Source organism: Microbacterium sp., assembly GCF_031988965.1.
GTDB lineage: Bacteria > Actinomycetota > Actinomycetes > Actinomycetales > Microbacteriaceae > Microbacterium.
The window spans coordinates 277,627-300,857 of sequence record NZ_DALZXX010000001.1 but is presented as its reverse complement, the minus strand read 5'-3'; the positions used below and the strand labels follow the sequence as shown (position 1 = coordinate 300,857).

Below are 23,231 nucleotides of genomic sequence, written 5' to 3'. Positions count from 1 at the left end.
CAATGACGCCCCCGGGTCATCCGAAGATCTGAGGACGGTACTGGTGTATTTTCAGCCTCCCTACGGCGCCTCCGGCGCTTATCCGCCGAAGCAGGGCATGTACAACCCGGCGTTCGAGAAGGACGCCTGCGGCCTGGCCATGGTCGCGACCCTGCGTGGCGAGCCCGGCCACGACATCATCGCGCTGGCGCTCGAAGCGCTGCGCAACCTGGAGCACCGCGGTGCGATCGGCTCCGATGCCGGCACCGGTGACGGCGCGGGCATCCTGACGCAGATGCCGGATGCGTTCCTGCGGGCGGTCACCGATTTCGAACTGCCCCCGGTCGGCGAGTACGCCGCGGGTCTGGCGTTCCTGCCGCGTGACTCGAGCGAGCGCCGCCAGCAGAAGGCCGGGATCGAGAAGATCGCCCGCAGCGAGGGCCTGCGCGTCCTCGGATGGCGCGAGGTCCCGACGGTCAACGACAACCTGGGCAAGCTCGCCGACGAGGCGCGTCCCGCCTTCGAGCAGCTCTTCGTGAGCGCGGGGGGAGCCACGCATGCACAGGCGCCCCTCACGGGCATCGCGCTCGACCGCGTCGCCTACCGCCTGCGCAAGCGTGCCGGTCACGAGCTCGGCGCGTACTTCGTGTCGCTGTCCGCCCGCACCCTCGGGTACAAGGGCATGGTGACGACGCTGCAGCTCGAGCCGTTCTACCCCGACCTGCAGGACGAGCGCTTCATGTCCGAGCTCGCGGTCGTGCATTCGCGCTACTCGACCAACACGTTCCCGTCGTGGCCGCTGGCCCAGCCGCTGCGCATGCTCGCCCACAACGGCGAGATCAACACGGTGGGCGGCAATCGCAATTGGATGCGGGCACGCCAGTCCCAGCTCGAGTCCGAGCTGCTCGGCGACGTCGCCCCTCTGCTGCCGATCTGCACCGACGGCGCCAGCGACTCGGCCTCGTTCGACGAGGTGCTCGAGCTGCTGACCCTCACCGGCCGCAGCCTGCCGCACGCCATCATGATGATGGTTCCCGAGGCCTACGAGAAGCAGTCCGACATCTCGCCCGAGCTCCGATCCTTCTACGAGTACCACTCGAACCAGATGGAGCCGTGGGACGGTCCGGCCGCGCTCATCTTCACCGACGGCACGCTCGTCGGCGCCACGCTCGACCGCAACGGCCTTCGCCCGGGGCGCTGGACCGAGACGACCGACGGACTGATCGTGATCGGCTCCGAGACCGGAGTGCTGACCTTCGAGCCGGAGCGCATCAAGCGTCGCGGCCGACTGCAGCCCGGCAAGATGTTCCTCGTCGACACCGCGCAGCGGCGCATCATCGAGGACGAGGAGATCAAGCACGATCTCGCCACGATGCACCCGTGGCAGGAGTGGCTCGATGCCGGTGCCGTGCGTCTGGCCGATCTGCCCGAGCGCGAGCACATCGTGCACCCGCCGGCCTCGATCACCCGACGACAGCGCACCTTCGGCTACACCGAAGAGGAGATCCGCATCCTGCTGACCCCGATGGGGCAGAACGGCATCGAGCCGCTCGGCGCCATGGGGTCGGACACGCCGATCGCCGTGCTCAGCAAGCGCCCGCGCCTGCTCTTCGACTACTTCACGCAGCAGTTCGCGCAGGTCACGAACCCGCCGCTCGACTCGATCCGCGAAGAGGTCGTCACGAGCCTGAAGCTCGGCCTCGGCCCTGAGAGCAACCTGCTCACCTGGGGTCCGGACCACACGCGCACCGTGTCGCTCGACTTCCCGGTGATCGACAACGACGAGCTCGCGAAGATCCGCCACATCGACAAGGCCCTGCCCGACAGGTCGAGCGTCACGATTCGCGGGCTGTACCACTTCGACGCCGGATCGAACACGCTCGAGCAGCGTCTCACCGAGATGTGCGCCGAGATCGACGAGGCGATCGCGCAGGGCGCCGAGTTCATCATCCTGTCGGACCGCGACTCGAACAAGGACCTGACGCCGATCCCGTCGCTGCTCATGGTGTCGGCGATCCATCACCACCTGATCCGGCGCGAGAACCGCATGAAGGTCGGTCTGATCGTCGAGGCCGGCGACGTCCGCGAGGTCCACCACGTGGCGACGCTGATCGGCTACGGCGCATCGGCGGTCAACCCGTATCTCGCGATGGAGACGGTGGAGCACCTGGTGCGCACCGGATACATCACCGGCATCAGCCCCGAGAAGGCCGTCCGCAACCTGATCTACGCGCTCGGCAAGGGCGTGCTCAAGATCATGTCGAAGATGGGCATCTCCACGGTGTCGTCGTACGCAGGTGCGCAGGTCTTCGAGGCCGTCGGCCTGAGCGAGGAGTTCATCGACCGGTACTTCACGCGTACCGAGTCGAAGCTCGGCGGCATCGGCATCCAAGAGATCTTCATCGAGAACCAGGCTCGTCACGACTACGCCTACCCCGAAGACGAGGCGGCGCGCGCGCACGAGCGTCTGTGGACGGGCGGCGAGTACCAGTGGCGCCGCGACGGATCACCGCATCTCTTCAGCCCCGAGACTGTCTTCAAGCTGCAGCACTCGACGCGGGAGAGGCGTTACGACGTCTTCCGCGAGTACACGAAGCTGGTCGACGACCAGGCATCCGAGCTCAAGACGCTGCGCGGACTCTTCAAGCTGCGCACCGGCACGCGCAAGCCCGTGCCGATCGACGAGGTCGAGCCCGTCTCGTCGATCGTCAAGCGATTCTCGACCGGCGCGATGAGCTACGGCTCGATCTCGAAGGAAGCGCACGAGACGCTCGCGATCGCCATGAACAGCATCGGCGGCAAGTCCAACACCGGCGAGGGCGGAGAGGACAACGACCGACTCGTCGACCCGGAACGCCGCAGCTCGATCAAGCAGGTCGCCTCCGGTCGCTTCGGCGTCACGAGTCTCTACCTGACCGAGGCCGACGACATCCAGATCAAGCTCGCCCAGGGCGCGAAGCCCGGTGAGGGCGGTCAGCTGCCTCCGCAGAAGGTCTACCCGTGGGTGGCCCGGACGCGTGGGGGCACGCCTGGTGTCGGTCTCATCTCGCCGCCGCCGCACCACGACATCTACTCGATCGAGGACCTCAAGCAGCTCATCTTCGACCTGAAAAGGGCGAACCCCGAGGCGCGCATCCACACCAAGCTCGTCAGCCAGTCGGGCATCGGCGCGGTGTCGGCGGGTGTCGCCAAGGCGCTCAGCGACGTCATCCTGGTCTCCGGCCACGACGGCGGAACCGGCGCGAGCCCCCTGAACTCCCTCAAGCACGCGGGGACCCCGTGGGAGCTCGGCCTCGCCGAGACCCAGCAGACGCTCATGCTCAACGGCATGCGCGACCGCGTCGTGGTACAGGTCGACGGCCAGCTCAAGACCGGCCGTGACGTCATCATCGGCGCTCTGCTCGGCGCCGAGGAGTTCGGTTTCGCGACCGCGCCCCTCGTCGTGAGCGGATGCATCATGATGCGCGTCTGCCACCTCGACACCTGCCCCGTCGGCGTGGCCACCCAGAACCCGGTGCTGCGCGAGCGGTTCAGCGGCAAGCCCGAGTTCGTCGTGAACTTCATGGAGTTCATCGCCGAGGAGGTGCGCGAGCATCTCGCCGAGCTCGGCTTCCGGTCGATCGATGAGATCGTCGGCCGCGCAGAGCTCATCGAGGTCGACGCCGCAGTGGATCACTGGAAGGCCGAGGGCCTCGACCTGAGCCCGGTGCTCGATGGACCGGCGTTCCCGGCGAGCGAGCCGCGTCGCAGCCGCCGCACGCAGGATCACGAGCTCGAGAAGCACTTCGACGTGCAGCTGATCGACATCGCGAAGAACGCGCTGCTGAACGGCGAGCCCGTCGTCGCCGAGCTTCCGATCGCGAACACCGAGCGCGCCGTCGGCACGATGCTGGGCCACCAGGTGACCTCACGCCACGGAGCGGCGGGTCTGCCTCGCGGGACGATCGACGTCACACTGCACGGCACAGCCGGGCAGTCGCTGGGTGCGTTCCTCCCGTCCGGGATCGTCCTGCGTCTCGAGGGCGACTCCAACGACTACGTCGGCAAGGGTCTCTCGGGCGGCGACATCTCGATCCGCCCGCCGCGCGGCTCGAAGATCGTCCCGCACGAGAACGTGATCGCCGGCAACGTCATCGGCTACGGCGCCACCGCGGGGACCATGTTCCTGTCCGGTGTCGTGGGCGAGCGGTTCCTGGTCCGCAACTCCGGTGCCACCGCCGTCGTCGAGGGCGTGGGAGACCACGCGCTCGAGTACATGACGGGCGGCGTCGCGGTGATCCTCGGAACCACGGGTCGCAACCTGGGCGCAGGAATGTCCGGGGGAGTGGCCTACATCCGCTCCCTCGACACCGGCAAGATCAACGCGCAGTCGCTCAGCAGCGGAGAGCTTCTCCTCGAGCCGCTCGATCGCGCCGACCTCGAAGTGCTTCGCAGCCTGATCGCGGAGCACGTGGAGCGCACGGCGTCGCCGCTCGGCTCCGACATCCTGGCGCGATTCGAAGAGATCGCCGGCCAGTTCACGAAGGTGCTTCCTCGCGACTACGCCGCCGTGCGCAGCATGCGCGATGAAGCAGTCGCCGAGGGCATCGACCCCGATGGCGACATCGTCTGGAACCGCATCCTGGAGGTGACCGGTGGCTGACCCCAAAGGCTTTCTGAAGACCACGGAGCGCGAGCTCCCCAAGCGTCGCCCCGTGCCCGTCCGCATCATGGACTGGAAAGAGGTGTACGAACCGGGGGACCAGGCGGTTCTCCGACGGCAGGCCAGCCGCTGCATGGACTGCGGTGTGCCGTTCTGCCACTCGGGATGCCCACTCGGCAATCTGATCCCCGAATGGAACGACCTCACCTGGCGAGGCGAGGGCCGCGCGGCGATCGACCGTCTGCACGCGACCAACAACTTCCCGGAGTTCACGGGACGTCTGTGCCCGGCCCCCTGCGAGAGCGCCTGCGTGCTCGGCATCAACCAGCCTCCGGTGACGATCAAGCAGATCGAGGTCTCGATCATCGACGAGGCCTTCGCCAAGGGCTGGGTCGAGCCGCAGCCTCCCGCACGACTGACCGGCAAGACGGTCGCGGTCGTCGGGTCGGGCCCTGCGGGCCTCGCAGCTGCGCAGCAGCTGACCCGCGCCGGGCACACGGTCGCGGTCTTCGAGCGTGACGACCGCATCGGCGGCCTGCTCCGCTACGGCATCCCCGACTTCAAGATGGAGAAGGGTCAGCTCGAGTCCCGCCTCCGTCAGATGCAGGAAGAGGGCACCCGATTCCGCGCCGGTGTCGAGATCGGCAAGGACATCTCCTGGGCCGACCTCCGCGCGCGGTACGACGCGGTCGTCGTGTCCACCGGTTCCACGGTTCCTCGCGACCTCTCGATCCCGGGCCGTGACCTCGACGGCGTGCACTTCGCCATGGAGTACCTCGTCGAGTCGAACCACGCGGTCGCCGGTGACAAGGTCACCGAGCAGATCTCGGCAGAGGGCAAGCACGTGATCGTCATCGGCGGTGGCGACACCGGCGCCGACTGCATCGGCACCGCTCACCGCCAGGGCGCGCTGAGCGTGACGAACCTCGCGATCGGCAAGCAGCCTGGCACCGAGCGCCCGGGGCACCAGCCCTGGCCGATGATGCCGACGGTGTTCGAGGTGCAGTCCGCCCATGAAGAGGGCGGTGAGCGCGTCTTCCTCGCGTCGACGGTCGAGTTCCTGTCGAACGATGTCGGCGAGGTGCGGGCGCTGCGCGTCGCGGAGACCGAGTACATCGACGGACGCCGCGTGCCCAAGAGCGGCACCGAGCGCGAGATCCCTGCGGACCTCGTCCTGATCGCCATGGGCTTCACCGGGCCCGAGCAGGACGGGTTCACCGACGACGTCCGCCCGCAGATGACCGAGCGCGGTGCGTTCCAGCGCGCGGACAACTACGAGTCGACCGTCCCCGGCGTGTTCGTGGCCGGCGACGCCGGTCGCGGGCAGTCGCTGATCGTGTGGGCGATCGCCGAAGGCCGTGCAGCTGCGGCGAACGTCGACCGGTTCCTCATGGGAACGACCGTGCTGCCCGAGCCTGTGCGTCCGCATGAAGTCGCTATCGGCCTCCAGCCCGCGTAGGCTGAGCGGCGGCACCGTCGCCTGATTTCCATCCCCCACTACCCTGGAGCAATCTTTGAGACGCGCGAAAATCGTCGCCACCCTGGGACCCGCCACCTCCACGTATGAGACCGTACGTGCACTCATCGACGCCGGCGTGGACGTCGCACGTCTGAACCTCAGCCACGGCGACTACTCCGTGCACGAGAACAACTACGCGAACGTGCGTCGCGCAGCCGACGACGCCGGTCGCGCCGTCGCGATCCTGGTCGACCTGCAGGGACCGAAGATCCGCCTCGGCAAGTTCGAAGCCGGCCCCTACGAGCTCGCCAAGGGCGACATCTTCAAGATCACCACCGAAGACATCATCGGCAACAAGGACATCTGCGGCACGACGTTCAAGGGCCTGCCCCAGGACGTGAAGCCCGGTGACTTCCTGCTCATCGACGACGGCAAGGTGCGCGTCGAGGTCGTCGAGACCGACGGCGTCACCGTCACGACGAAGGTCATCGTGGCCGGTGCCGTGTCGAACAACAAGGGCATCAACCTGCCCGGCGTCGCCGTCAACGTGCCCGCTCTGAGCGAGAAGGACGAGGAAGACCTCCGCTGGGGCCTGCGCATCGGCGCCGACCTCATCGCTCTGTCGTTCGTCCGCAACGCGGAGGACGTGAGCCGTGTGCACGAGATCATGGCCGAAGAGGGCGTCAAGGTCCCCGTCATCGCCAAGGTCGAGAAGCCCCAGGCCGTCGACGCGCTCGAGGAGATCGTCGACGCGTTCGACGCGATCATGGTCGCCCGTGGCGACCTCGGTGTCGAGCTTCCGCTCGAGGCCGTGCCGATCGTCCAGAAGCGCGCCGTCGAACTCGCGCGTCGCATGGCGAAGCCGGTCATCGTCGCGACGCAGATGCTCGAGTCGATGATCAACAGCCCCGTGCCGACGCGTGCCGAGACGTCCGACGTCGCGAACGCGGTGCTCGACGGCGCCGATGCCGTGATGCTCTCGGGCGAGACCAGCGTGGGCGACTACCCGGTCGTCGTGGTCGAGACCATGGCCCGCATCATCGAGTCGACCGAGGAGCACGGTCTGGAGCGCATCGCGCCTCTGACGACCAAGCCCCGCACTCAGGGTGGCGCCATCACTCTCGCCGCCCTCGAGGTCGCCGAGTTCGTCGAGGCGAAGTACCTGTGCGTCTTCACGCAGTCCGGCGACTCCGCGCGTCGTCTGTCGCGTCTGCGCTCGCGCATCCCCATGATCGCTTTCACTCCCGAGCCGAACATCCGTCGTCGCATGGCGCTGACCTGGGGCATCCAGTCGAAGCTCGTCGACATGGTGCAGCACACCGACCTGATGTACCTGCAGGTCGATGACTACCTGCTCAGCAACGGTCTCGCGGCCGAAGGCGACAAGGTCGTCGTGATCTCCGGGTCCCCTCCCGGAATCGTCGGCTCGACGAACGACATCCGCGTCCACAAGGTGGGCGACGCCGTCAACGGCGCTGCTCCCATCTACAAGGAGGCGACCGTCTGATCAGACGGACAGTGAAGGGGCGGAGCCACGGTTCCGCCCCTTCGGCGTATCCGCGCATCGCCGTGTGGCGACGTCTGTCGTGGTGGATCGCGGACTACGCGTACGCCGCGTACTGGCAGGTGCGCGCGGCACTCGGGCGCCGTGACCCCGCCGACTTCCGCACCGGAGTGCTGGTGCCTGTCATCATCATCCCCGGCGTGTATGAGACGTGGCGGTTCATGCAGCCGCTCGTGACCGTGCTGCATGGTCGCGGGCACCCGGTCCACGTGGTGGAGACCCTGTCGAACAACCGGCGCCCCGTTCTCGAGACGGCGCGGCTCGTCACCGAGGTGATGGTGGAGCAGGGGATGACGGATGCGGTCATCGTCGCGCACAGCAAGGGTGGTCTCGCAGGCAAGGCGGTCATGACCGGCACCGAAGGTCGTCGAGTGCGCGCCATGATCGCGGTGGCCGCGCCGTTCGGCGGGTCTCGCTACGCGCGACTCTTCCCGGCCCGATCCGTCCGGGCGTTCGCGCCGTCCGACCCCGACCTCCTGGATCTCGCGCGCAGGCGCGAGGTCAACGACCGGATCGTCTCCGTGTACGCCTCGTTCGACCCGCACATTCCGGAGGGCAGCGAGCTCGCCGGGGCGAGGAAGAACGTGCGACTGGATACCGGCGGACACTTCCGCATCCTCGCGGATCCGCGGGTCTTGGACGAGATCGCCGCAGTAGCGGAGGCATGATGATGCAGCGTCTCGTGAGCGAAATCCATACAACTTCCATGTGGAGGTTTCTGGTAATCTGAGCGATGACGACGTCGGTCGTCAGCGATCGCACAACGAAGGAAGGTCACCGTGGCCCTGCCAGAAGCCTCAGTCCAGCTGTACACACTCGCAGCGGAGTTCTCCGCCGACATGGAGGGATCGCTCGAGAAGCTCGCGGCGATCGGCCTGCGCAACGTCGAGGCGTTCGACTTCGTTCGTCGCCCCGACGAGATCCGCGCCGCGCTCGACGCCGCCGGACTCGCATCGCCCACCGGCCACGCTCCGCTCCTCTCCGACGAGCTGTGGACGCCGGACGGATCGATTCCCACCCCCGCTCCCGAGGTCGTCTTCGAGGCCGCCGCCAAGGTCGGCCTCACGACCGTCATCGACCCGTTCGTCGCACCCGAGCGCTGGTTCACGCTCGAGGGGGTCACCGACATCGCCGACCGACTGAACGCACTCGTCGAGACGGCGGCCGGGTTCGGGCTCGAGGTCGGGTACCACAACCACGCGCAGGAGTTCGTCGAGAGCTTCGACGGCGAGACCGCCTTCGAGCGCTTCGTGGCACTCACCGACGACCGCGTGGCGATCGAGCTCGACCTGTACTGGGCGCTCGTCGGCGGACAGGACGTGCCCGCGCTCGTCTCGCGTCTCGGGGACCGGCTCGTGGCGGCACACGTCAAGGACGGCGTCGCACCCGCGAGCAACCCCTTCGCGCCGGGAGCTCCCGAGTTCGGTTCCGACGCCCTCGATCAGCGTCATGCCGGCACGGGCGAGGTTCCTCTCGCCGATGCTCTTCGCGCCGCGTCCGATCTGAAGTACGCGATCATCGAGTACGACAACGCTCCGGGCGACGTCTTCGCCGACATCGCAGCGAGCTACTCGTTCCTGATCGAGGGCGGGTTCGCACGATGAGCGCGGTCGGCATCGGAATCATCGGCGTCGGAGTCATCAGCGACACCTACCTCGAGAACCTCTCGTCGTTCCCCGACGTCGAAGTCCTGGTCGTCGGCGATCTACTCGAGGATCGCGCTCAGGCTCAGGCCGAGAAGTACGGTGTACCCGCGTTCGGCTCTGCCGCCGACGTGCTGGCGCACCCGGGAGTCGACCTCGTCGTCAACCTCACGATCCCCGCCGTGCACATCGAGGTCTCCCGCGCGGCGATCGCCGCCGGCAAGCATGTGTGGACCGAGAAGCCGCTCGGCCTCGACCGGGCGGGCGCGGCCGAGCTCCTGCGCGAGGCCGAGGCGGCCGGACTGCGGGTCGGTTCGGCGCCCGACACGCTGCTCGGCCCCGGCTTCCAGGCCGCACGGCGGGCCATCGAAGACGGCGTGATCGGTCGGCCGCTGTTCGCGCAGACGGTCTTCCAGACGCAGGGTCCCGACCTGTGGCACCCGAGCCCGGCCTTCCTCTTCGCCGAGGGGGCAGGACCGCTCCTCGACATGGGGCCGTACTACTTCTCGGCGCTCGTGAGTCTGCTCGGGCCCGTCGACAGAGTGTCTGCCGTCGGCTCCAAGGCACGCGAAGAGCGCGAGATCCATGCCGGACCGAACGCCGGCACGACGTTCCCGGTCGAGGTCCCCTCGACGATCCAGATCGTCACGGCGTTCGAGGCGGGCGCACAGGCGCAGAGCCTGCTGAGCTTCGACTCGGCGCTCGAGCGTCACGGCATCGTCGAGATCCACGGCACCGAGGGCACGATCGTGATCCCCGACCCGAACACCTTCGCGGGCCGGATCGCCTACGTGAAGCCTCTCGGCGTGATCCGCGACGGGATGTCGTTCACGCAGGAGTGGATCGAGATCGAGCACGAGGACATCGAGGTCGGCCGCGGCCTGGGCGCCCTCGACATGGTGCGCGCCATCGCCGAGGGACGTCCGCACGTCGCCTCGGGCGAGCTCGGGTTCCATGTCCTCGATGTGCTGCTCTCCGCACAGGAGGCTGCTGCGACGGGGACCACGGTCGTCGTCGAGAGCACGGTCGCTCCCGTGCCGCTGCTGCCCGCGGGCTTCGACCCGTTCGCGGCGACTCTCTGACGCCATCCGTCACCACCCCAGGCCCTCAGGTCCCCGGCAGCGCCCGGGTGACCTGAGGGCCTGGTCATGTCATCCGAGCGCGCGTGCCCCGGCTCGGCTCGGTCGGTCGCGCGATCGTTCGGTCGGTGACCGCTCAGCGCCGAGCGAGCAGACGATCGAGCATCTCGAGTGCGGCTTCGTGGTCGACCGACGGGTCGAGGAGCCACTGGGTCTGCAGGCCGTCCGACGCAGCGATCACGAGCGCCGCGACGAGAGCCGGGTCGAGATCGTCGCGAAGCTGACCCGACTCCTGCATCACGCGCACGCGCTCCGCCATCTCCGCTCGGAGCCGCGAGAAGCGCTGGGTCGCGAACTCGTGGGCGACCGGGTGGTTCTCCTCGAGTGCGGTCGTCACGAGCATGGAGTACAGCTGCACGAGTCCCGGAATCGACTGGTTCTCCTCGGCCGATATCCGCATCATCATCGCCGGGCTCAGATCGTGCGGCTTCGGGGCCTCATGATCGGTGCGCCGCTCGGATTCCCGATACACGGCGACGAGCAGCTCCTCGAGTGAGCCGAAGTAGTGCGTGAGGGCGGCGTGCGTCACGCCCACCTCCTCCGCGATCGCCCGGAGGGTCGTCTTCTTGGAACCGCGGCGGGCGAACACCTCGATCGCCTTGTCGAGGATCTCCTGGCGCCGCGCTATGCCTTTGGCATACCGTCCCCGAGCGCGGGGTGCACCGGGGGAGGGATCAGTCATGTCCCGATGATACCGAGGGCGACGTGCAGCATACTGCGGCCGTCGCGTCATAGTCGTGCTTCTCGGCGGTCTTTGTCTGTGGGTGCGACCGGCGACGCCGTCGCGCCGCGCGTCGGCACACGTCGGACGTGCCGACCAGAGAGGACAGGCCGATGAGTGATCCGGCACGGGCTCGCCTCCGCCATCGGTTCCGAGCGGAGACGACTCTCGCCGCAGTGCTTCGCGACTTCGCCGCGGTGGGCCTCCCGAGGGATCCGCTGACCGCGCGCATCGAGGTGGGGGAGCACGACGCGCTGACCGCACATGTCGAAGTGGCCGGCCGCCCCCTGCGCGTGTGTGCCGAGCAGCCGCAGCGTCTTGCGGTGGCCGTCGCGTCATTCCTGCAGGAGGGCGAGTTCCTGCGCGGCAACGAGTGGCCGCACATTCCGGGGTTGGGACTGCTGCGCCCCCTCGTGCTCGGCGAAAGAGCGGTGTGGGCGCTCCCCGACGGCGATGCCCTCTGCGAGATCGGCGCTCTCTTCGAACCGGAGCCGCAACCCGTTCTCGAGGGCGACTGAGTGTGCCGGCGGTGGGACTCGAACCCACACGCCCTTTCGGACAAAGCATTTTGAGTGCTCCGCGTCTGCCATTCCGCCACGCCGGCTCGTGTGTCGCGAGTTCGACCCTATCGCAGGACACACGGCCGAGCGGCCACACCCACGGCCTTCAGGAACGCCGGTGGCGCTCTCCAGTAGGATGGAGTCGTGACCGAGCAAGAACAGGCAGCTGAGCAGCCCACGGCATCCGCACCCCGACGCGTCGTCGTCGCCGAAGACGAGTCGCTGATCCGTCTCGACATCGTCGAGATCCTTCGCGACAACGGCTTCGATGTGGTCGGTGAGGCGGGTGACGGCGAGACCGCAGTCGCGCTCGCGACCGAGTTGCGCCCCGACCTGGTCATCATGGACGTGAAGATGCCCCAGCTCGATGGCATCAGCGCCGCCGAGAAGCTGCACAAGGGCAACATCGCTCCTGTCGTTCTCCTCACGGCATTCAGCCAGAAGGAGCTCGTGGAGCGTGCGAGCGAGGCCGGCGCCCTGGCGTACGTCGTCAAGCCGTTCACGCCGAACGACCTGCTTCCCGCGATCGAGATCGCGCTGGCCCGCCACGAGCAGATCATCACGCTCGAGGCCGAGGTCGCCGACATGGTCGAGCGCTTCGAGACCCGCAAGCTCGTCGACCGGGCCAAGGGCCTGCTGAACGAGAAGATGGGGCTTTCGGAGCCCGAGGCGTTCCGCTGGATCCAGAAGGCGTCGATGGACCGCCGCCTCACGATGCAGGACGTCGCGAAGGCGATCATCGAGCAGCTCGCTCCGAAGAAGTAGGGGAGTGCTTCCGCTCGACGCGGAGCACACCCTTCGCGAGATCCGCACCGGCGACGGCGCAGAGTTGGCACGCGCCTACACGGCGAACCGTGAGCATCTGGCTCCGTGGGAGCCCCTTCGAGACGCGTCCTTCTATACCGCAGAGTGGCAGGAGAACCACGCTCGTCAGTGTGTGGTGGATGCCGCGGACGGGCGAGGCGCACGCTTCGTCATCGAGTCGTCCGACGGGCGGATCCTGGGACGGGTGAACCTCAACAACATCGTGCGCGGCGCGTTCCGCAGTGCCGATCTCGGGTACTGGGTGGATGCGGAACACGGCCGTCGCGGCCTGGCATCACGCAGCGTCCGCGCGATCGTCGAGCACGCTCGCGAGGATCTGGCGCTGCACCGGATCCAGGCGGCGACCCTGCTGCACAACGTCGCCTCGCAGCGGGTTCTCGCGGTGAACGGGTTCGCACGCATCGGAGTCGCACCGAAGTACCTGCACATCGCGGGGGAGTGGCAGGACCACGTGCTCTTCCAGCTGGTGCTGGATGATCCGGTCAGCGCGCGGGAGCGTCCTTGATCAGGTTCGTGATGCGGATCGTCGAGCAGCGGCGCCCCTGATCGTCACTGACGACGATCTCGTGGACCGTGACCGTTCGTCCGAGGTGGACCGGCGTGCAGACGCCGGTCACGATTCCCGAGGTCGCGGATCGTGTGTGGGTCGCGTTGATATCGAGTCCGACGGCGAGCTTTCCCGGACCGGCGTGCAGATTCGCCGACATCGATCCGAGAGATTCGCCCAGCACGACATAGGCACCGCCGTGCATGAGACCGACCGGTTGCGTGTTGCCCTCGACCGGCATGGTCGCGACGCTGCGCTCGACGGTGAACTCGAGGATCTCGATCCCCATCTTCTGGGCGAGTGCGCCCGTGCCGCGTGCGGCAGCCCAGTCGAGTCCTGCGGTCGTCGCGGTCTCGGTCATGGTTCCTCCTCGGCGAGTGTCTGCCGTCATCGTTAGGCTGACAGGGTGACGGACTCCGCAAAGCCTACCCTCATGGTCGTCGACGGCCATTCACTCGCCTACCGTGCTTTCTTCGCCCTCCCGGTCGAGAACTTCACGACCAAGGACAACCAGCACACGAACGCCATCTACGGCTTCCTCTCGATGCTGGTGAACCTGATCAAGGCCGAGCAGCCGACCCACCTCGCCATCGCGTTCGACACGTCTCGCCATTCGTTCCGCACCGACGAGTACCCCGAGTACAAGGCGACCCGGTCGGAGACGCCGCAGGAGTTCCGCGGTCAGATCCCGCTTCTGCAGGACTGTCTCGCGGCGATGTCCATCCCCGTCCTCACGAAGGAGGGCGTCGAGGCGGACGACATCCTCGCGACGCTCTCGTCGCAGGGGGCCGAGAAGGGGTATGACGTGCTCGTCGTCTCCGGCGACCGCGACACGATCCAGCTCGTCACCGACCGGGTCACCCTGCTCTACCCGTCGGTGCAGGGGGTCTCGCAGCTCAAGCGCTACGACCCGACGACGGTGCAGGAGCGCTACGGTGTGCGCCCCGAGCAGTATCCCGACATCGCCGCGCTCGTCGGAGAGACCAGCGACAACCTTCCCGGCGTGCCCAAGGTCGGCGAGAAGACGGCGGTCAAGTGGCTCACGCAGTTCGGGTCGCTCGATGAGCTGCTCGAGCGCGCCGAGGAGATCAAGGGCGTGGTCGGCGGCAACCTTCGCGATCACATCGACGACGTGCGTCGCAATCGAAAGCTCAACCGGCTGCTGACAGACGTCGAGCTCCCCGTCGCTCCTGACGATCTCGCCGTCACTCCGATCGATGCGCAGGCCGTCCGCGACATCTTCGCGCGCCTCGAGTTCCGCACGCTGCTGCCGCGCGTGTTCGAGGCGGTCGGCGCCGGCGAGGTGGCCGACGATCCGGCATCGGTCGTCGTGCTGCCCACTCCCGTCGAGGTCAGCGGATCCGAGTTCGCCACCTGGGCCGGTGCGCAGACCGGTGAGGTCTCGGTGAAGATCCTCACCCAGGCCGGTGTGCCCGCACGCGTCGGTGCCGCGACCGACACCGAGCTGCGCGAGCTCGACTGGAGCTCGGACGTCGCTGCAGAGGTGCAGGAATGGCTCGAGTCCGACGCCCCGAAGGTCCTGCACGATGCCAAGCCCCAGGTGAAGGCGCTGCTTCGTGAGGGAGTCCGTCTCGGAGGACTGGCATACGACACGAGTCTCGCCGGCTGGCTGCTGCGTCCGAGCTTCCCCGACAAGACGCTGAGCGACCTCGTCGAACGGTATCTCGGAGAGAAGCTGCCGGAGGCCGATCCGTCGCAGCTCGTGCCCGAGACCGAGGGCGCGACCCCCTCGCAAGAGGCCTGGTTCGCACTGCGGGTCGCCGCCGCCCTCCGGGAGGACATCCCGGAGTCCGTCGCCGCGGTGCTCGCGGGCATCGAGCTTCCGACCCTGACGACGCTCGCGGACATGGAGATCGCGGGAGTCGCCGTGTCGCACGAGGTGCTCTCGACCTTCTCGGGCGAGCTCGCGACCCGCGCCGAGACGATCGCGCGGGAGGCCTTCGGCATCGTCGGACGCGAGTTCAACCTCGGCTCCCCGAAGCAGCTGCAGGAGGTGCTGTTCGACGACCTGCAGCTGCCCAAGACGCGCAAGACCAAGACCGGGTACTCGACGGATGCCGCGGTGCTCGCCGACCTGCAGGAGAGCCACCCGCATCCGTTCCTCGGACTCCTGCTGCAGCACCGAGAGGCGACGAAGCTGCGCCAGATCATCGAGTCGCTCGACGCCGCGATCGGCGCCGACGCTCGCGTGCACACCACCTACGTGCAGACCGGGAGCCAGACGGGACGGCTGTCGAGCACGGACCCCAACCTGCAGAACATCCCGGTGCGCACCGAGGAATCGCGTCGTATCCGGAGCGCATTCCAGGTCGGCGACGAGTACGAGGCGCTGCTCACGGCCGACTACTCGCAGATCGAGATGCGCATCATGGCTCACCTCTCCGGTGACGAAGGCCTGATCGAGGCGTTCAACAGCGGCGAGGATCTGCACCGCTTCGTCGGCGCGCGGGTGTTCGGCGTCGATCCGAGCGATGTCACCGCCGCCATGCGCACCAAGGTCAAGGCGATGTCGTACGGTCTCGTCTACGGCCTCTCGGCCTTCGGCCTGTCGAAGCAGCTCCGCATCGAACAGTCCGAGGCGAAGCAGCTGATGGTCGAGTACTTCGCCAGGTTCGGCGCGGTACGCGACTACCTGCGAGCCTCGGTGATGCAGGCCAAGGAGGTCGGCTACACCGAGACGATCTTCGGTCGACGTCGCCCGTTCCCCGACCTCGCGAGCCCGAACCGCGTGCTGCGCGAGAACGCGGAGCGGGCGGCGCTCAACGCTCCGATCCAGGGAAGCGCCGCGGACATCATGAAGATCGCGCTGCTGCACATCCACAGCGACCTCCGCACGCGGGGTCTCCGTTCGCGAGTGCTCCTGCAGATCCACGACGAGCTCGTCGTCGAGGTCGCACCGGGGGAGTGGAACGCCACCGAGCAGATCGTCCGCACCCGCATGGGAGACGCCGCCGATCTCACGGTCCCTCTCGACGTGCAGGTCGGCCGCGGACGTGATTGGAACGAAGCGGCGCACTGAGCCTCGCCGGCTCGGCTCGCGCATCCGATATGTTGCGCCGGCCGAGCCGGACTACGCTGGAGGGATGACTGCAGCCTCCCGCACTCCGTCTGCCATCGACAGGGTCGCCGACGAATGGGTCGACACCATCGCCGTGCTCGCCCCGACTCTCGGTACCTACATCGGTCGGGATGAAGTCAACGACCGCTTCGGGGATCTGAGCCCGGAAGGGCACCAGGAGATCGCGAACGCGACGCGCGCGACCCTGGCGAAGCTCACGGCTCTCGAGCCGGTCGACGCCATCGACGAGATCACCAAGACCGATCTCTCTGCCGAGCTGACGCTCGACCTCGAGCTGCATGACGCCGATTGGCACCTGCGCGACCTGAACGTGATCGCCTCGGCCGCGCAGGACGTGCGCTCGGCGTTCGACCTCATGCCGACGTCCACCGCCGAGGACTGGGCGGTGATCGCGACGCGACTGGCAGCCGTGCCCGACGCGCTGCGTGGCTACACCGAGACCCTTCGCGCCGGTATCGCCTCGGGCGTCACTCCCGCGCGTCGACAGGTCGTCGAGGTCGCGACGCAGATCGACCGTTACACCGCGGACGACGGTTTCTTCGCGGCGTTCGTCGCCGATGCCGGCCCCCAGGACGGGAATCTCCCTGCGTCTCTCGCCCGCACGCTTGCCGACAACTCGGCAGCCGCGCGCGTCGCCTACGACGAGTTGCGTCGGTTCCTCGCCGAAGAGCTCGCCCCGGCGGCGACCGAGGTCGACGCGGTCGGACGCGAACTGTATGCGCTCAACTCCCGCCGCTTCCTCGGGGCGACGATCGACCTCGACGAGACCTACGAGTGGGGCCGCGAGGAGCTCGCACGGATGGTCGCCGAGCAGACGGCGATCGCGAACGAGATCCTCCCCGGCGCATCGGTCGAGGAGGCTGTCGCGCATCTGGAGGCCGATCCGGCCCGCAAGCTCGTCGGCACGGACGCGCTCCAGCGGTGGATGCAGGAGACCAGCGACCGCGCGGTGGCTGAGCTCGGGGCCACGCATTTCGACATCCCCGATGCCATCCGCACCCTCGAGTGCATGATCGCGCCGACGCAGGAAGGCGGGATCTACTACACCGGTCCCACCGACGACTTCTCGCGCCCCGGCCGCATGTGGTGGTCGGTGCCCGAGGGCGTGACCGAGTTCGACACGTGGCGCGAGCTCACCACCGTGTACCACGAGGGCGTCCCGGGGCACCATCTGCAGATCGCGCAAGCCGTCTACAACCGTGCCGAACTGAACTCGTGGCGTCGTCTGCTGGCCGGAACCTCCGGGCACGCCGAGGGCTGGGCCCTGTATGCCGAGCGGCTGATGCAGCAGCTGGGGTATCTCGACGACCCCGCCGACCGTCTGGGCATGCTCGACGGACAGCGCATGCGAGCAGCTCGCGTGGTGCTCGACATCGGCGTGCATCTCGGCAAGCCCCGCCTCGACGGCACCGGCGTCTGGGACGCGGACTACGCGCTCGACTTCATGCGTCAGAACGTGAACATGTCGGACCAGTTCGTGCAGTTCGAGGTCAACCGCTACCTCGGCTGGCCGGGGCAGGCGCCGTCGTACAAGGTCGGGCAGCGCATCTGGGAGCAGGTGCGCGACGCCTACCAGGCAGAGCGCGGAAGCGCTTTCGACGTCAAGGAGTTCCACAAGCGCGCACTCGACATGGGCGGCGTGGGGCTCGACACGCTCCGGACCGCCCTTCTGTCTCGCTGAGGGAATGATCGCAGTCGACCCTATGTTCATTCAGGTGAATAGAAAGGGCTGACATGGACATCGAGTTCGGGCTGGACACCTTCGGCGACATCACACGAGGCGATGACGGCGAGCTTCTCACCGGCGCGCAGACGATCCGCAACATCGTCGAGCAGGCCGAGATGGCCGACCGCGTGGGGATCGACTTCTTCGGCGTGGGGGAGCACCATCGATCCGAGTTCGCGGTCTCGGCTCCCGAGATGGTCCTCGCCACGATCGCGGGCCGCACCAAGGACATTCGGCTCGGCACCGCCGTGACGGTGCTCTCATCGGATGACCCGGTGCGGGTGTTCGAGCGCTTCGCGACGCTGGATGCGCTGTCGGACGGTCGTGCCGAGGTCGTGCTCGGCCGAGGCTCGTTCATCGAGTCGTTCCCGCTCTTCGGCTACGACCTGCACGACTACGACGCACTGTTCGAGCAGAAGCTCGAGCTCTTCGTCGAACTGCTCAAGGAGCAGCCCGTCACGTGGTCGGGGTCCATGCGTCCGTCGCTCGAGAACGCCGACGTCTTCCCCAAGACGGCGAACGGCCTGCGCACGTGGGTCGGTGTCGGCGGCAGCCCCGAATCCGTGGTGCGGGTCGCGCGGCACGGCCTCGGGCTCATGCTCGCGATCATCGGCGGTCCCGCGGGACGCTTCAAGCCCTTCGTCGACCTCTACCACCGCTCCGTGGCATCGTTCGGCACGACCTCGCACCCGATCGCCGTGCATTCACCCGGACATATCGCCGACACCGACGATGAGGCCTGGGACGCCGCATACTCGGGCTTCGAGGCCATGAACAACACGATCGGCGCCGAGCGCGGATGGCCGCCGTACAGTCGAGCCCGGTTCCAGAACGACATCGGACCTGCGGGTGCCACCTATGCGGGTTCGCCGGACCGCGTCGCGGCGAAGATCGCCGACACCGTCAGCACGCTGGGTCTCGGTCGCTTCGATCTGAAGTACGCCACCGGCACGCTCTCGCACGAGTCGATGATGCGCAGCATCGAGCTCTACGGCACCGAGGTGATCCCGCGGGTGCGCAAGCTCCTCGCAGATCGCGACTGACGGCGACACGCACGGCCGGTGACGGGTGCGCCACCTCTACGATGAGGGGATGGCCAACACCTCGTTGCCGAGCCGTGCCTCGCTCGCCGGACGTCTCGACGATCTGCCGTTCACCCGCCGTCACCTGCGTCTCCTGACCGGTTCCGGGGTCGGCTGGGCGCTCGACGCGATGGACGTCGGTCTCATCTCGTTCATCCTCGCAGCGCTGACGCAGCAGTGGGGTCTGACGAAGACGGATGCCGGTTGGATCGCATCGGTCGGGTTCATCGGCATGGCGATCGGCGCGACCCTCGGGGGACTCCTCGCCGATCGGCTCGGGCGCAGGCAGGTCTTCGCGCTCACGCTTCTCGTCTACGGGATCGCGACCGGCGCGAGCGCCCTGGTCGGCGGGCTGGCAGCGCTGCTCGTCCTGCGCTTCCTCGTGGGGCTCGGGCTCGGTGCGGAACTCCCTGTCGCCTCGACCTACGTCAGCGAGTTTGCGCCGGCGCGCATCCGGGGACGGCTGATCGTGATCCTCGAGGCCTTCTGGGCGCTCGGGTGGACCGCCGCCGCACTGATCGGCTACTTCGTCATCCCCGCGTCGGAGGACGGCTGGCGCTGGGCGTTCGCGCTCGGGGCCATTCCCGCCGTCTACGCCCTGATCGTGCGCTGGGGCCTGCCCGAGTCCCCACGCTGGCTCGCCTCTCGCGGCCGGATCGCCGAAGCAGACCGCATCGTGTCGATGTTCGAGGCCGATGCCGGCGTCGAACCCGGATCGGCCATTCGCCGCGAGCCCGCATCGCGGTCGATCGCCGTGACCGCACGAGCGCGCCTCACGACTCTCTGGAACGCCGAGTTCCGAGTGCGGACGCTGTGCCTGTGGATCGTCTGGCTCTGCGTGAACTTCGCCTACTACGGTGCCTTCATCTGGATTCCGAGCATTCTGGTCGATGCCGGCTTCGACCTCGTGCGATCCTTCGGTTTCACACTCATCATCACGCTCGCTCAGTTGCCGGGGTATGCCGTGGCCGCCTGGCTGATCGAGGTGTGGGGCCGCCGCACGACGCTGTCGGTGTTCCTCGTCGGGTCTGCCGTCTCAGCGGTCTTCTTCGGTACGTCGACGACGGAAGCGGCCATCATCGCCTCGGGGATGGCACTGTCGTTCTTCAACCTCGGCGCCTGGGGCGCGCTGTACGCGGTGACTCCGGAGATCTATCCGACCTCGCTGCGCGGTACCGGAGCCGGGTGGGCTGCCGGAGTCGGGCGCATCGCGTCGATCGTGGCACCTCTCGCGGTCCCCGTGATGCTCATCGCCGGGGGCGCCCCGCTGCTCTTCGCGGTCTTCGGCGCCTGTTTCGTGGTGGCGGCCGCAGCCGCCTGGGGGCTCGTCGACCGACGCGGCGAGGCGCTCGACGATCGATGAGCGCGCCGACGTCCGAGCGCGGCAATAGGCTGGATCCGTGACTGAGGTTCGGTATGTGGCCATCGGCGATTCCTTCACCGAAGGGGTCGGCGACGTACTGCCCGACGGCCGTGAACGCGGCTGGGCCGACCTCGCGGCGCAGGGCTGGGCGGATGCATCCGGCCACACCGTCAAGTACGCCAATCTGGCAATCCGGGGAAAGCTCGCCTGGCCCATCGTCGAACAGCAGCTCGAACCCGCGCTCGCGCTGCGGCCGACGCACCTGTCGTTCAACGGCGGCGGCAACGACATGCTGCGTCCCCGCACCGATCTCGAGCACATCGCCGATGCCTTCAGCAGGGTGCTGCGACGGTGCGATGAGGAGGGCGTGACGCTGATCCTGCTCTCCGGCGCGAACCCGAGCGGCCAGCTGCCCATGGGTGGCCTGGTCAAGAAACGCGGCGACCTGCTCTCCGACGCCGTGCTCCGGCGCGTGCAGGACCGTCCCGATGTCGTCCGTGCGCTCAACTGGCCGGATCGGGAGCTGTCGCAACCGCAGTACTGGTCTGAAGACCGACTGCACATGAACTCCGCAGGTCATCACCGCGTAGCCGCACGCGTGCTGCTCGGGCTGGGGTTCGAGCCCGATCCCACCTGGTGGTCGCCGTCGGCGCTCGCTGCCGCCGGCCCCGGGGGTCTCGCCTATTACCGAGAGTTCGTGGGTCCGTGGGTCAGACGCCGCATCACCCGCACATCGTCCGGCGACGGACGTGCCGCGAAGCATCCCGCGTGGGTCGAGCTGGCACCCCGCACGTGACCGACATCGAGATGCGCCGCATCGCCGGCGGTCAGGTCACGCTTCACGACGCCCGTCGCAAGGTCGAGCGCTCCGTCGATCTCGAGGGTTTCGAGATCGGCGTGTTCCCCGTGACGGAAGAACAGCTCGCCGAGATCCTCCCGATCCCGTCGCGTCACCCTCGTCGACCCGCAGCAGATCTGAGCTGGCTGCGCGCTGTGCACTTCTGCAACGCCGCCTCGGAATGGGAGGGCCTCGATCCCGTCTACCGGTTCGACGGTGAGGACGTCTCGTGGGACACGACGGGCGACGGCTACCGCCTCCCCACCGAAGCCGAGTGGGAGTACGCCTGCCGTGCCGGCTCCGTCGGTCCCCACTACGCCCCGCTGGCAGATGCGGCCTGGACGGGCGCCGATGGAGTGACGTCACCACAGGACGTGGGCGGCAGACTCCCGAACCTCCACGGTCTCTTCGACACGCTCGGCAACGTATGGGAGTGGTGCTGGGATCTTCTGGATCCCGCACGCTACGGCGAGTACCGGGTGTTCCGTGGCGGCGGGTTCGCCGACGACTCGTGGAGTGTGCGCGCCTCGGTCCGCCGCGGTGGCGCACCGCGGATGCATCACGAGGACGTGGGGTTCCGGGTAGCGCGCGGCGCGTTCGACACGACGGACTCGGCGCAGGGCTGGTCGGACCGCGCCGATCGCGAGAACGCCTTTCTCGATGGCCCGGTGCCGTTCGGATGGACGCCGCTGCGGCGCCCCGGGAGCAGGTGATCGGTCGCGCAGTGCGTGCTCGTTTTGCTCGTCATGCCGATCGAATGGAAAGCTGAGACCATGGCCGCTCCGTTCTCCCTCATCGTCTCCCAGGGCCGCGTGGCCGACCGCACGGACGGCGCCCTCGTGGGCGCCCGTCTCGTGGGCACAGCCCTCTCGGAGCTGCTCGATCTGCAGCCGAGGATCATCGGTGAGCCGTCTCCGGCGGTGACGGACGACTGGACCGTCGCGCTGCCGCAGGCCGAGGCGACTCTGCACGGACTCCGAGACGCCGTGAACGCGGCGATCGACGCGGGAACCACCCCACTGCTCGCGACCAACACCTGCGCGGCGAGCCTGGGGACCCTTCCCACGGTCGCAGAGCGACACCCCGACGCGGTCGTGCTGTGGATCGATGCGCACGGCGACTTCAACACCCCCGAGACCACCGACTCCGGATATCTCGGGGGCATGGTCGTCGCCGCGGCGTGCGGCCTCTGGGACAGCGGTCATGGCGCGGGACTCGATCCTCGCCAGGTCATCATCGTCGGCGGCCGGGATATCGATCCGGCCGAGGGAGAACTTCTCCGCGCTGCCGGCGTCACGGTTCTGGCTCCCGCCGACAGCACACCCGAGCGAGTGGCCGAGCTGGTGGCAGGTCGCCCGGTGTGGATCCATGTCGACTGGGACGTGCTCGAGCCCGGTTACATCCCCGCCGCGTATCGCGTCACCGACGGACTTCTCCCGCACCAGATCGCGGCCATCTTCTCCGGGCTGCCCACAGGCTCCGTGAAGGGCGTGGAACTCGCCGAGTTCGAGGCAGGTGACGTCGAGGTACCGGAGCGCGTCAGCATCGAGCTCATTCTCGAGACGTTCCAGCACCTCGTCCGATGACCGGTCTGGGCCGGGTCAGTTCCGCTCCATCGGCTTGATCATGTAGCGGTTGGGGCCGGGAGACTCGGCGAAACCGTACCGCGCGTAGAGGCCGTCGGCGGTGCTCGTCGCCAGCACGATCCTCTTCACGGTCGATGCGTTCTGCAGGTCGTCGATGACTCCCTCGACGAGCATCTTGCCGAGGCCGTGCCCCCGCGCAGTCTCGTCGACGAACACGTCGCACAGCCATGCGAACGTCACCCCGTCGGTGACCACCCGAGCGTAGGCGACCTGTCTGCCGTTCTCATCGAGGATGCAGTAGTTCCGCGACGCGTCGATCGCAGCGTCCTGCGTCTCGCGCGTCCGGCCCTGCGCCCAGTAGGACTGGTCGCTGAGCCAGTGATGCACCAGGTCGCGATCGATCTGGGAGACGTCGCTCGAGAAAGTGAATGTCAGAGGCATGCACGACATCCTAGGA

Annotated in this window: 19 protein-coding genes and 1 tRNA gene; 16 read left to right on the top strand and 4 right to left on the bottom strand. The window is 67.9% G+C overall.

The window, feature by feature from the left end; genetic code table 11:
- The first annotated feature begins 97 nt into the window (after positions 1–97).
- From gltB to RTM68_RS01445, 6 genes are all read left to right on the top strand, one after another.
- Complete coding sequence (gltB, locus tag RTM68_RS01470) at positions 98–4,621, top strand: glutamate synthase large subunit (protein ID WP_312167711.1); 4,524 nt, start codon at positions 98–100, stop codon at positions 4,619–4,621.
- Entirely contained in the window at positions 4,614–6,080 is a 1,467-nt protein-coding gene (locus RTM68_RS01465) for a glutamate synthase subunit beta (RefSeq protein WP_194763895.1), read from the top strand. The genes gltB and RTM68_RS01465 overlap by 8 nt, the downstream gene beginning before the upstream one ends.
- A gap of 55 nt (positions 6,081–6,135) precedes the next feature.
- Positions 6,136–7,587, top strand: coding sequence for a pyruvate kinase (pyk, locus tag RTM68_RS01460; protein ID WP_312167643.1), 1,452 nt, complete (start codon positions 6,136–6,138; stop codon positions 7,585–7,587).
- 11 nt (positions 7,588–7,598) lie between these two features.
- Entirely contained in the window at positions 7,599–8,312 is a 714-nt protein-coding gene (locus RTM68_RS01455) for an alpha/beta hydrolase (RefSeq protein WP_312167641.1), read from the top strand.
- Positions 8,313–8,423: 111 nt separating this feature from the next.
- On the top strand, positions 8,424–9,248 hold the full coding sequence (locus tag RTM68_RS01450; RefSeq protein WP_312167640.1) for a sugar phosphate isomerase/epimerase: 825 nt from the start codon (positions 8,424–8,426) through the stop codon (positions 9,246–9,248).
- Positions 9,245–10,369 (top strand): Gfo/Idh/MocA family oxidoreductase, encoded by a 1,125-nt coding sequence (locus RTM68_RS01445; protein ID WP_312167638.1) that lies wholly within the window; start codon positions 9,245–9,247, stop codon positions 10,367–10,369. The genes RTM68_RS01450 and RTM68_RS01445 overlap by 4 nt, the downstream gene beginning before the upstream one ends.
- A gap of 133 nt (positions 10,370–10,502) precedes the next feature.
- On the opposite strand, the gene RTM68_RS01440 is transcribed toward RTM68_RS01445, so the two are convergent.
- Positions 10,503–11,108, bottom strand: a complete 606-nt coding sequence (locus RTM68_RS01440; protein ID WP_312167637.1) for a helix-turn-helix domain-containing protein — start codon at positions 11,106–11,108, stop codon at positions 10,503–10,505.
- A gap of 152 nt (positions 11,109–11,260) precedes the next feature.
- Between RTM68_RS01440 and RTM68_RS01435 the strand changes: the two genes are divergently transcribed.
- Positions 11,261–11,665: a hypothetical protein gene (locus tag RTM68_RS01435; RefSeq protein WP_312167635.1), complete on the top strand. Its 405-nt coding sequence runs from the start codon at positions 11,261–11,263 to the stop codon at positions 11,663–11,665.
- Positions 11,666–11,668: 3 nt separating this feature from the next.
- On the opposite strand, the gene RTM68_RS01430 is transcribed toward RTM68_RS01435, so the two are convergent.
- A tRNA-Leu gene (locus RTM68_RS01430) sits at positions 11,669–11,751 on the bottom strand.
- A gap of 100 nt (positions 11,752–11,851) precedes the next feature.
- On the opposite strand from RTM68_RS01430, the gene RTM68_RS01425 reads away from it, so the two are divergent.
- Both RTM68_RS01425 and RTM68_RS01420 read left to right on the top strand, forming a co-directional pair.
- Positions 11,852–12,472, top strand: a complete 621-nt coding sequence (locus tag RTM68_RS01425) for an ANTAR domain-containing response regulator (protein ID WP_067118227.1) — start codon at positions 11,852–11,854, stop codon at positions 12,470–12,472.
- A 4-nt stretch (positions 12,473–12,476) separates the two neighbouring features.
- The gene (locus RTM68_RS01420) at positions 12,477–13,037 is read left to right on the top strand and encodes a GNAT family protein (RefSeq protein ID WP_312167633.1); all 561 of its coding nucleotides are present in this window, start codon (positions 12,477–12,479) and stop codon (positions 13,035–13,037) included.
- Here the strand turns inward: RTM68_RS01420 and RTM68_RS01415 are convergent.
- Positions 13,015–13,440, bottom strand: a complete 426-nt coding sequence (locus tag RTM68_RS01415; protein ID WP_312167631.1) for a hotdog fold thioesterase — start codon at positions 13,438–13,440, stop codon at positions 13,015–13,017. The two genes, RTM68_RS01420 and RTM68_RS01415, sit on opposite strands and share 23 nt — an antisense overlap.
- A gap of 45 nt (positions 13,441–13,485) precedes the next feature.
- Here RTM68_RS01415 and polA point away from each other — a divergent pair, with 45 nt between their 5' ends.
- From polA to RTM68_RS01380, 7 genes are all read left to right on the top strand, one after another.
- On the top strand, positions 13,486–16,119 hold the full coding sequence (gene polA, locus RTM68_RS01410) for a DNA polymerase I (RefSeq protein WP_312167630.1): 2,634 nt from the start codon (positions 13,486–13,488) through the stop codon (positions 16,117–16,119).
- Between the two features lie 64 nt (positions 16,120–16,183).
- Positions 16,184–17,860 (top strand): DUF885 domain-containing protein, encoded by a 1,677-nt coding sequence (locus tag RTM68_RS01405; protein ID WP_312167629.1) that lies wholly within the window; start codon positions 16,184–16,186, stop codon positions 17,858–17,860.
- 53 nt (positions 17,861–17,913) lie between these two features.
- A complete protein-coding gene (locus RTM68_RS01400) occupies positions 17,914–18,948 on the top strand; it encodes an LLM class flavin-dependent oxidoreductase (protein ID WP_312167627.1) in 1,035 nt (344 codons plus the stop codon).
- A gap of 49 nt (positions 18,949–18,997) precedes the next feature.
- Positions 18,998–20,350, top strand: a complete 1,353-nt coding sequence (locus RTM68_RS01395) for an MFS transporter (RefSeq protein WP_312167626.1) — start codon at positions 18,998–19,000, stop codon at positions 20,348–20,350.
- Between the two features lie 37 nt (positions 20,351–20,387).
- The gene (locus RTM68_RS01390; RefSeq protein WP_312167625.1) at positions 20,388–21,146 is read left to right on the top strand and encodes an SGNH/GDSL hydrolase family protein; all 759 of its coding nucleotides are present in this window, start codon (positions 20,388–20,390) and stop codon (positions 21,144–21,146) included.
- An 11-nt stretch (positions 21,147–21,157) separates the two neighbouring features.
- Positions 21,158–21,901, top strand: coding sequence for a formylglycine-generating enzyme family protein (locus RTM68_RS01385; protein WP_396654169.1), 744 nt, complete (start codon positions 21,158–21,160; stop codon positions 21,899–21,901).
- 60 nt (positions 21,902–21,961) lie between these two features.
- Positions 21,962–22,774 (top strand): arginase family protein, encoded by an 813-nt coding sequence (locus tag RTM68_RS01380; protein WP_312167624.1) that lies wholly within the window; start codon positions 21,962–21,964, stop codon positions 22,772–22,774.
- 15 nt (positions 22,775–22,789) lie between these two features.
- Here RTM68_RS01380 and RTM68_RS01375 read toward each other — a convergent pair whose 3' ends face one another.
- Positions 22,790–23,215, bottom strand: a complete 426-nt coding sequence (locus RTM68_RS01375; RefSeq protein WP_312167622.1) for a GNAT family N-acetyltransferase — start codon at positions 23,213–23,215, stop codon at positions 22,790–22,792.
- Positions 23,216–23,231 lie beyond the last annotated feature (16 nt).

Coding starts and splice junctions, on each gene's coding strand:
- gltB (WP_312167711.1), top strand. CDS start 98: ATGTACAACCCGGCGTTCGAGAAGGACGCCTGCGGCCTGGCCATGGTC.
- RTM68_RS01445 (WP_312167638.1), top strand. CDS start 9,245: ATGAGCGCGGTCGGCATCGGAATCATCGGCGTCGGAGTCATCAGCGAC.
- RTM68_RS01440 (WP_312167637.1), bottom strand. CDS start 11,108: ATGACTGATCCCTCCCCCGGTGCACCCCGCGCTCGGGGACGGTATGCC.
- RTM68_RS01435 (WP_312167635.1), top strand. CDS start 11,261: ATGAGTGATCCGGCACGGGCTCGCCTCCGCCATCGGTTCCGAGCGGAG.
- RTM68_RS01415 (WP_312167631.1), bottom strand. CDS start 13,440: ATGACCGAGACCGCGACGACCGCAGGACTCGACTGGGCTGCCGCACGC.
- RTM68_RS01405 (WP_312167629.1), top strand. CDS start 16,184: ATGACTGCAGCCTCCCGCACTCCGTCTGCCATCGACAGGGTCGCCGAC.
- RTM68_RS01400 (WP_312167627.1), top strand. CDS start 17,914: ATGGACATCGAGTTCGGGCTGGACACCTTCGGCGACATCACACGAGGC.
- RTM68_RS01395 (WP_312167626.1), top strand. CDS start 18,998: ATGGCCAACACCTCGTTGCCGAGCCGTGCCTCGCTCGCCGGACGTCTC.
- RTM68_RS01385 (WP_396654169.1), top strand. CDS start 21,158: ATGCGCCGCATCGCCGGCGGTCAGGTCACGCTTCACGACGCCCGTCGC.
- RTM68_RS01380 (WP_312167624.1), top strand. CDS start 21,962: ATGGCCGCTCCGTTCTCCCTCATCGTCTCCCAGGGCCGCGTGGCCGAC.
- RTM68_RS01375 (WP_312167622.1), bottom strand. CDS start 23,215: ATGCCTCTGACATTCACTTTCTCGAGCGACGTCTCCCAGATCGATCGC.